Origin of the sequence: uncultured Sphingomonas sp., from assembly GCF_913778135.1 — a bacterium.
Lineage (GTDB): Bacteria > Pseudomonadota > Alphaproteobacteria > Sphingomonadales > Sphingomonadaceae > Sphingomonas.
Genome location: NZ_CAJYVU010000152.1, coordinates 1 through 7,405, shown reverse-complemented (window position 1 = coordinate 7,405; position 7,405 = coordinate 1). Strand labels below are relative to the sequence as shown.

General features: G+C 67.6%; 8 protein-coding genes. 2 read left to right on the top strand and 6 right to left on the bottom strand.

The window, feature by feature from the left end:
* The 4 genes from QZ847_RS13970 to QZ847_RS13955 form a co-directional block, all read right to left on the bottom strand.
* A partial coding sequence (locus tag QZ847_RS13970; RefSeq protein ID WP_294357439.1) for a transporter occupies positions 1-624 on the bottom strand: 624 nt, incomplete at its 3' end.
* On the bottom strand, positions 621-1,391 hold the full coding sequence (gene xth, locus QZ847_RS13965) for an exodeoxyribonuclease III (RefSeq protein ID WP_294357437.1): 771 nt from the start codon (positions 1,389-1,391) through the stop codon (positions 621-623). The genes xth and QZ847_RS13970, both read right to left, overlap by 4 nt.
* A gap of 4 nt (positions 1,392-1,395) precedes the next feature.
* Positions 1,396-1,728: an iron-sulfur cluster insertion protein ErpA gene (gene erpA, locus QZ847_RS13960; RefSeq protein ID WP_017977613.1), complete on the bottom strand. Its 333-nt coding sequence runs from the start codon at positions 1,726-1,728 to the stop codon at positions 1,396-1,398.
* Between the two features lie 253 nt (positions 1,729-1,981).
* Positions 1,982-3,121, bottom strand: a complete 1,140-nt coding sequence (locus QZ847_RS13955; protein ID WP_241769102.1) for a M23 family metallopeptidase — start codon at positions 3,119-3,121, stop codon at positions 1,982-1,984.
* A 342-nt stretch (positions 3,122-3,463) separates the two neighbouring features.
* Between QZ847_RS13955 and QZ847_RS13950 the strand changes: the two genes are divergently transcribed.
* Both QZ847_RS13950 and QZ847_RS13945 read left to right on the top strand, forming a co-directional pair.
* Positions 3,464-4,429 (top strand): 2-oxoglutarate and iron-dependent oxygenase domain-containing protein, encoded by a 966-nt coding sequence (locus QZ847_RS13950; RefSeq protein WP_294357436.1) that lies wholly within the window; start codon positions 3,464-3,466, stop codon positions 4,427-4,429.
* The gene (locus QZ847_RS13945; RefSeq protein ID WP_294357434.1) at positions 4,426-4,668 is read left to right on the top strand and encodes a hypothetical protein; all 243 of its coding nucleotides are present in this window, start codon (positions 4,426-4,428) and stop codon (positions 4,666-4,668) included. Before QZ847_RS13950 ends, QZ847_RS13945 begins: the two co-directional genes overlap by 4 nt.
* Positions 4,669-4,675: 7 nt before the next feature.
* Here QZ847_RS13945 and QZ847_RS13940 read toward each other — a convergent pair whose 3' ends face one another.
* Together QZ847_RS13940 and QZ847_RS13935 are read right to left on the bottom strand one after the other, a co-directional pair.
* Positions 4,676-5,194 carry a phosphoribosyltransferase gene (locus tag QZ847_RS13940; protein ID WP_294357433.1) on the bottom strand — a complete coding sequence of 173 codons (519 nt, stop codon included), beginning with the start codon at positions 5,192-5,194 and terminating at the stop codon, positions 4,676-4,678.
* Positions 5,191-6,843: a helicase HerA-like domain-containing protein gene (locus QZ847_RS13935; protein ID WP_294357432.1), complete on the bottom strand. Its 1,653-nt coding sequence runs from the start codon at positions 6,841-6,843 to the stop codon at positions 5,191-5,193. The genes QZ847_RS13940 and QZ847_RS13935 overlap by 4 nt, the downstream gene beginning before the upstream one ends.
* Between the last annotated feature and the right edge of the window lie 562 nt (positions 6,844-7,405).

The following is a 7,405-nucleotide window of genomic DNA, read 5'->3' as shown; positions in this document are numbered from 1 at the left end:
CGCGTCCGCGCCGACCGACACCGCCTCGCTGAGCTTCACCGTCACGCCCGCCGCAGCGCCATAGCGCACGTGCTGGCTGCCCGCGTCCTCGTTCGCCAATGCCCGGATCGCAGGCGTAACGGCGATCTCGATCGTGTCGGACACGTCGTACGACAGCGGCAGCAGCAGGCTTGGCTGCGCGCGGCCGGCGCCGATCGGCTGACGTCCGACCGGCAGCGTCACCGATGGCAGAATCGCGATCGACAGCCCCTTGCCGTCGGGATGCAGCAGCGATGCCTTCAGCCCGATCACCGCGTCACCGACGCGATCCGCCCGGTCGATATCGCCGGTCGCGGCATCGCGCGTTCGCTCATGACCGAACGGCTGCCAGCCTGCGCGCACCTCCAGCCGATCGGTCACGCCGACGCGAACCAGCATGTCGCCGACCAGGATCGTATCGGTCACGCTGTCGCTCTGCCGATCGCGTGTCCAGTCGATCAGGCTCGATTCGATGGTCACGCGCCCGCGATCGACGATGCACGCCTGCGTCTCGAGGCCCGGTCGCTCCAGACAGAATTCGCGGTCCTGTGCGGCGGCGGGGGTGGCGGCGGCGAGCGCGAGCAGCGCCGCCGCGCTGCGCCTCACGACAGTCGTACCCAGGTGGGTGCGTGATCGCTCGCCTTTTCGCGGCCGCGATAGTCCTTGTCGACGCCGGCGTCCTGCAACCGGTCCGCCGCCTGCGGGCTGAGCAGCAGGTGATCGATCCGGAATCCCGCGTCGCGCTGCCAGGCCCCGGCCTGATAATCCCAGAAGGTCCACACCCCGCCCTTGGGCTGGCGCGTGCGCAACGCATCGGTCCACACCTGCGCCAGCAACCGGCGGTAAGCAGCGCGGCTTTCGGGCTGCATCAGCGCGTCGTTCGCCATCGCACGCACCGAGAAGGTGTCGTCGTCGTTGGGGATGACGTTGTAATCACCCATCAGCACCGTCGGCACCTCGGCCTCCAGCAGCGCGCGCGCGCGGCTGGCGAGCCGCTCCATCCAGCGCAATTTATAGTCGAACTTCGGTCCCGGCGGCGGATTGCCGTTGGGCAGATAGATCGACGCGACGATCAGGCCATCGACGGCGCATTCCAGGTAACGGCTGTGCTCGTCCTCGGGCTCGCCGTCCAGGCCGCGCTGCGTTTCGATCGGGGTCTGCCCCTTGGCGAGCACGGCGACGCCGTTGAACCCCTTCTGCCCATGCCACACCGCGCCATAGCCGGCCGCCTCGATATCGGCGATCGGGAAGGTATCGTCGGTGGTCTTCAGCTCCTGCAAACAGACGACGTCGGGCTGCTGTTCGGTCAGATACTCGATCAGCCGCGGCAACCGCGCCTTGATGCCGTTGACGTTATAGGTCACGAGCTTCACCGCCTCAGACCGCGAAGCTGGAGCCGCAGCCGCAGCCCGACGCCGCATTGGGATTGTCGACGCGGAACGCCGCGCCGCCCAGCGATTCGACGTAATCGACCTGACAGCCGCGCACGAGGTCCAGGCTGATGCTGTCGACGACCAGACGGACGCCATCCGTCTCCGCGATCGTGTCGTCCCCCTCGGGCGCGTCGGCAAAGCCGAACTTGTACTGGAACCCCGAACAGCCGCCGCCATCGACCGACAGGCGCAGGATGGCAGGCTTGTTCTGTTTGCCCGCAATCGCCGCGACGCGCGCGGCGGCAGCGGGGGTGAGGGCAATGTCGGGCTGGGTCATGCCGCCGAGATAGGCGCGGCGGGCGAGTGGGGCAACCGGTTAGCCCTTCGTCCCTGCTCCGACATCCGTGCGAGGGACGGGATTCACGGACACGGGTGACTCGTGGGCTAATCTACCCCGTACATCCGTCATTCCCGCGCAGGCGGGAATCCATAACCACGACGCTGCTGAATCCCGCTGGCGGTAGCGCGTCTGGATCCCCGCCTGCGCGGGGATGACGCCGTGTGAGGGACGGAGGCGCCCTCAAAAACCTTTAATCCTGCGCGGCGGGACCGTCGGTCGACACCGGGATTGCATGGACCGCACGGTCCTGCGCGGCGAGCAGGTAATCGGCGGTGGTCAGGAACGGCACCGGGTTCACCGCATGGCCGTCGATACGGACTTCATAATGCAGGTGCGGGCCGGTCGAGCGGCCGGTCGACCCCATCAGTGCGATCAGTTGGCCGCGCGTCACGCGCGCGCCATCGGCGACGAGGATCTTCGACAGGTGGCCATAGCGGGTCGCGATGCCCTTGCCGTGGTTGATCTCGACCAGATTGCCGTAACCGCCCTGGCGGCCGGCGTGATCGACGATACCGTCGGCGGTGGCATAGATCGGCGTGCCGACCGGACCGGGGATGTCGACGCCCGCATGCATCGCCGCGGTGCCGCGGAACGGGTCGGAGCGGATGCCGAAGTTGCTGGTGAACTGCAGGTGCTGCACCGGCTGCACCGACGGAATGGCGATCGCCCCCTGCTGCAGCGTGTCGAGCTTCTTCCAGCTCTGGAACAGCGTGCGGAACTGCGCATCGGCCTTCAGGTCCGCCTGCGCTTCCGCGCCATTGGCCTCCAGCATCGGGCCGCCCATCGCCTTGGCGTTCACGCGGCTGGCGACACCGAGCGTCTTCAGCGTCGCATTCGCCTTGGCGAGGCGCTGGTCGACAACCTTCTGCGCGGCGTCGGCGAGCTGGGCCTGGCGCCCTTCCACCTTCACCAGCGGCTTGACGACATCGGCGGCGAGGCGATCGGCGGTGGGATCGATCGCGAGCGTCGCGAGCGCCAGTTCGGCCTCGTCGCCCTTGCCGGTCAGCGCCGCGGTGATAAGCGCCTGGCGCTGTTCGATCCGCTCGGCATGCAGGCGGGCGACGTCACGGATGTGCGACACGCGGGCCTGCATCGCGTCGAGCCGGTGCTCCATGCCCGCAACGCGCGTATCATGCGCGGGGGCGACGACCAGCTGCGCAGCCTGCGCCGCGCCATAGCCCGAAAACCCCAGAGTCAGCGTCGCCGCGGCGGCGAGCGTCGCCTGACGACGGCCGGTCAGGCTGACACGGCGCAGCGCGTTGCCATCGTGAAACAGGACGTCGCGTGCGACGAACAGCGAACGGATGCGGTTACCGAGTCGAGCGCTCATGGAAACGAAGCTGTTCATCAGACCCCAGTGCGATGCGCCGCAACCCGGGGGACCGGGTCCGGCCGTAATCCAATCGTCGTGATTCGCAGCCCCACCGCGCCCCAGACGCGCAGTCTCTGCCTGCAATCGATGCGCATCCACAACCCATAGGGCATGGCTCCCGCGATCAACCGGCTGACGCGCGCGCCGAGCCGATGATATGAGGTTACGCGGCCGTTCATCATGACCGTGCGATCGCCGTCGATCCCCGGTCGTCCGCACCATGACAGGCGCGTGACATGCGGGCGTGACGCGGTCGGCGCGGCGTCCTATATCGCTCGCCTGATCAAACGGATGGCCCTTATGCTCGACACCCCAACCGCGCTGGACGCACAGGTTCCGACGCTCAGCCTCGCCGACCAGGCGCGCGACCCCGACGGCTTCGCCAAGGCGTTCGGCGAATCGTTCGAACGATTCGGCTTCGCGATCGTCGCCGACCACGGCATCCCGCAGGACCTGATCGACCGTGCCTGGTCCGAAACCGAGGCGTTGTTCGCGCTGCCCGAGGCGGAAAAGCGCGACTATTTCGTCGCTGGCGGCGGCGGCGCGCGCGGCTACACCCCGTTCAAGACGGAGATCGCCAAGGACGCCAAGCACGTCGATCTCAAGGAATTCTGGCACATCGGCCGCAATCTGCCGGAGGGGCATCGCTACGCCGACAGCATGGCGCCCAACATCTGGCCGGCGCGGCCCGAGGGGTTCAAGGACACGTTCCTCGAACTCTTCACCGCCTTCGATCGCGCGGGCGACAAATTGCTCTCCGCGATCGCGCGCCATCTCGGCCTTGCCCCCGACGGGTTCGATCCGGCGGTGAAGGACGGCAACAGCGTGCTGCGCCTGCTCAACTATCCCCCCATCCCCGCCGATGCGGAGGGCGTGCGCGCCGGGGCACATGAGGACATCAAACTCATCACCCTGCTGCTCGGCGCCGAGGAAGCGGGCCTCGAACTGCTCGACAAGAACACCGGCGACTGGCTGGCGATCAAGCCGCCCGAAGGCGCGATGGTCGTCAACGTCGGCGACATGCTGCAGCGGTTGACCAACCACGTCATGCCGTCGACGACGCACCGCGTCATCAACCCGCCGCCCGAGCGCCGTGGCCACTCGCGCTACTCGATGCCGTTTTTCCTCCATCCGGCGCCCGATTTCCTGATCGAAACACTGCCGCAGACGATCACGGCGGAGAACCCGAACCGCTACCCCGAACCGATCAGCGCGCAGGATTACCTGATGCAGCGGCTGGTCGAGATCGGGCTGATCAAGAAGTGAGCGAGCATGGCGGGATCGTCGATGGCGACCTGCTCGTCGATCGCGATGCGACCGTGTCGGGTATCGTCAACGGTGACGTGACCGTGGCGGCCGGCTGCCGCGTGAAGGTGAGCGGGATCGTCAGTGGCGACCTGATCGCCGACGAGGGTGCTGAGGTTCACCTGAGCGGCATGCTGAGCGGACGGATCATCGAACGCGGCGGACGGGTGCGGGTCACCGGCATGGTGTCCGGAGCCTGATCGTGGTTCAGGCGATGCGCTCGGGCACTTCTTCGGCATCGGCCTGGATCGCACTGTCGGATGCCATCGCTTCCCATGGGAAGACGAACCAGTCCTTCGTGACCGCACGGTCGATCGTGCGCGCGCGATAGTCGACCTGCTGCGCCGAGCCGATGTTGTCGATCAGTGTCGCGAAGCGGACGCTGCCGGGCGTTGCCCCGGCGCGCGCGAGCATGTCGCGCAAATGGCCGATCGTGCGGCCTGAATCGTTGATGTCGTCGATGAACAGCAACCGCTCGCCCGCGCGGGTGCGTTCGGCCAAACGCGCGATCGCGTCGGCGGCTAGTTCCTCCGCCTGCGAGCTGTAGTCGACCGCGAGCATCGGGAGCCCGCTGGCGTGGCTGAGATAGACCGCGGGGATCAATCCACCGCGGCCGATGCCGATCAGATGGTCGGGCGACCAGTCGGCGTTGGTGGCGAGTGCGTCGGCGAGGGTGCGGACCTGCGTGACCAGATCGGCGTGGGTGATGGCAGTGAAGATCGTCATCGCCGCATCAGCCCGCCGAGCACGTTGCGTACCACGCTGGCGAGCAGCCCGCCGCTGCTGCTTGATCGTCGACGGGACGAGCCGAACACCGCCTTGCTGATCTCGTTGCCGACCTGCCGCCCGACCGATGACGAGGCGGAGCGCATCGCCGACGTCGCCATCTTGTTCCACGGCGAGTTCGCCGCCGCGCGCTCGGCGGTGCGCTGCGCACGCTCGTCGGCTGCGCGGGCGCGTGCGGCGTCGCGGTCGGCGCGTGCCTGTTCCTTCGCCTGTTGTGCAGCAGAGCGCTCCGCCTCGTCGCGCGCATTGGCGGCGGCGACCCCGGCAGCGGCGGCCTGAGTCTTTGCCGACAGGATTTCTTCGGCTGATTCGCGGTCGATCGGTTCGTCGTACTTATCGCCGATCGCATCGGTCTCGATCAGCACGCGGCGTTCCTCGGGCGTGAGCGGGCCGAGGCGGCTGCCGGGCGGGCGGATCAGCGTGCGCGCGACAGGCGAGGGGGCGCCGTCGGGCTGGAGCAACGAGACCAGCGCCTCGCCGACCTTCAACTCGGTGATCGCGGCGGCGACGTCGACACCGGGGCTGGCGCGGAAGGTCTGCGCAGCGGCGTTGACCGCCTTCTGGTCGCGCGGAGTGAAGGCGTTCAGCTTGTGCTGGATGCGGTTGTTGAGCTGTCCGGCGACCGTTTCGGGCACGTCGATCGGGTTCTGCGTGATGAAATAGACACCAACGCCCTTCGACCGGATCAGGCGGACGACCTGCTCGATCTTGTCGAGCAACGCCTTGGGCGTGTCATCGAAAAGCAGATGCGCCTCGTCGAAGAAGAAGCACAATCGCGGTTTGTCGGGGTCGCCGATCTCGGGCAGCGTTTCGAATAGTTCCGACAGCAGCCACAGCAGGAAGGTCGAGTAGAGCTTCGGGCTCTGCATCAACTTGTCGGCGGCGAGGACGTTGACGACGCCGCGGCCCTCATGATCGACCGCAATCAGGTCGCGCATCTCTAGTGCGGGTTCGCCGAAGAAATGCTCGGCGCCTTGCGTGCGCAATTGCAGCAGCGCGCGCTGGATCGCGCCGATCGACTGTTTGGACACGTTGCCGTATTGCGTCGTCAGCTCGGCCGCACGCTCGGCACAGTGCGCCAGCATCGCCTGCAGATCGTCGATGTCGAGGAGCAGCAGCCCCTCCTTGTCGGCGACGTGGAATGCGATCGTCAGCACGCCTTCCTGCACCTCGTTCAGGTCCATCAGCCGCGCGAGCAGGACGGGGCCGAGCTCGGAGACGGTGGCGCGGATCGGGTGGCCTTGTTCGCCGAACAGATCCCAGAATTGCACCGGCACCGCGGCGTAGCGCCAGTCGGTGTCGCCGATCTCTGCCGCGCGCGCCTTGAGCGTTTTGTGCATCTTCGCAGTGGGCGAACCGGGCATGGCGAGGCCGGCGAGGTCGCCTTTCACGTCGGCGACGAAGCAGGGAACGCCCGCGTCCGAGAAGCCCTCAATAATGCCCTGGAGCGTCACCGTCTTGCCGGTGCCGGTCGCGCCCGCGATCAGGCCGTGGCGGTTGGCACGACGCAGGTCGAGCCGTTGCGGGTTCGCGCCGCCCGCCTGCGCGCCGACGAAGAGGCTGCCGGGGGTGCTTGCGGGATCGGTCATGCGCGCTCCTGATCGGGCTGGTTGGGCGTCAACGCTTCATAGGCGCAGTCGGGCGTCGACCCAAGCGGGAGGGCCCCGAAGTTGAGAAAGTTGACACTCACGCGCATGTGCGTGCGTGCGCGTGAGACCGAGCAGCGGCGATGAGCCGGGCGGAAGTTGAGAAAGTTGACAGTCACGCGCGGGCACATGCGTGCGCGTGCGCGCGGTCGCTGCCGGGTCGAAGTTGAGAAAGTTGAGACCGGCGCGGATTGATCGATGTCGCGGGTGAGAAGGCGGTTTGTCATGCCCGGCTTGTCGCAAGCAGCGTGCGTGTAGGACAGCGCGCCGGAAACGAGCGAGGCCGTCGCGGCTGGTCACCGCGACGGCCCCGTGTGGACGATGAAGTCGGTTTACTTGATCTTCACCGCGAGCAGCACGCCGGCGGTGCGCTGGCGGGTGATGCTGAGCAGCACCTGCGGGCGACCGGCCGCCTTTGCCGCCGCGACGCCGCGCGCGAGGTCGGCGCTGGTGCGCACCGGCGCGGAGTTGATCGACGAAATCACGTCGCCGCGCTTCAGCTTCT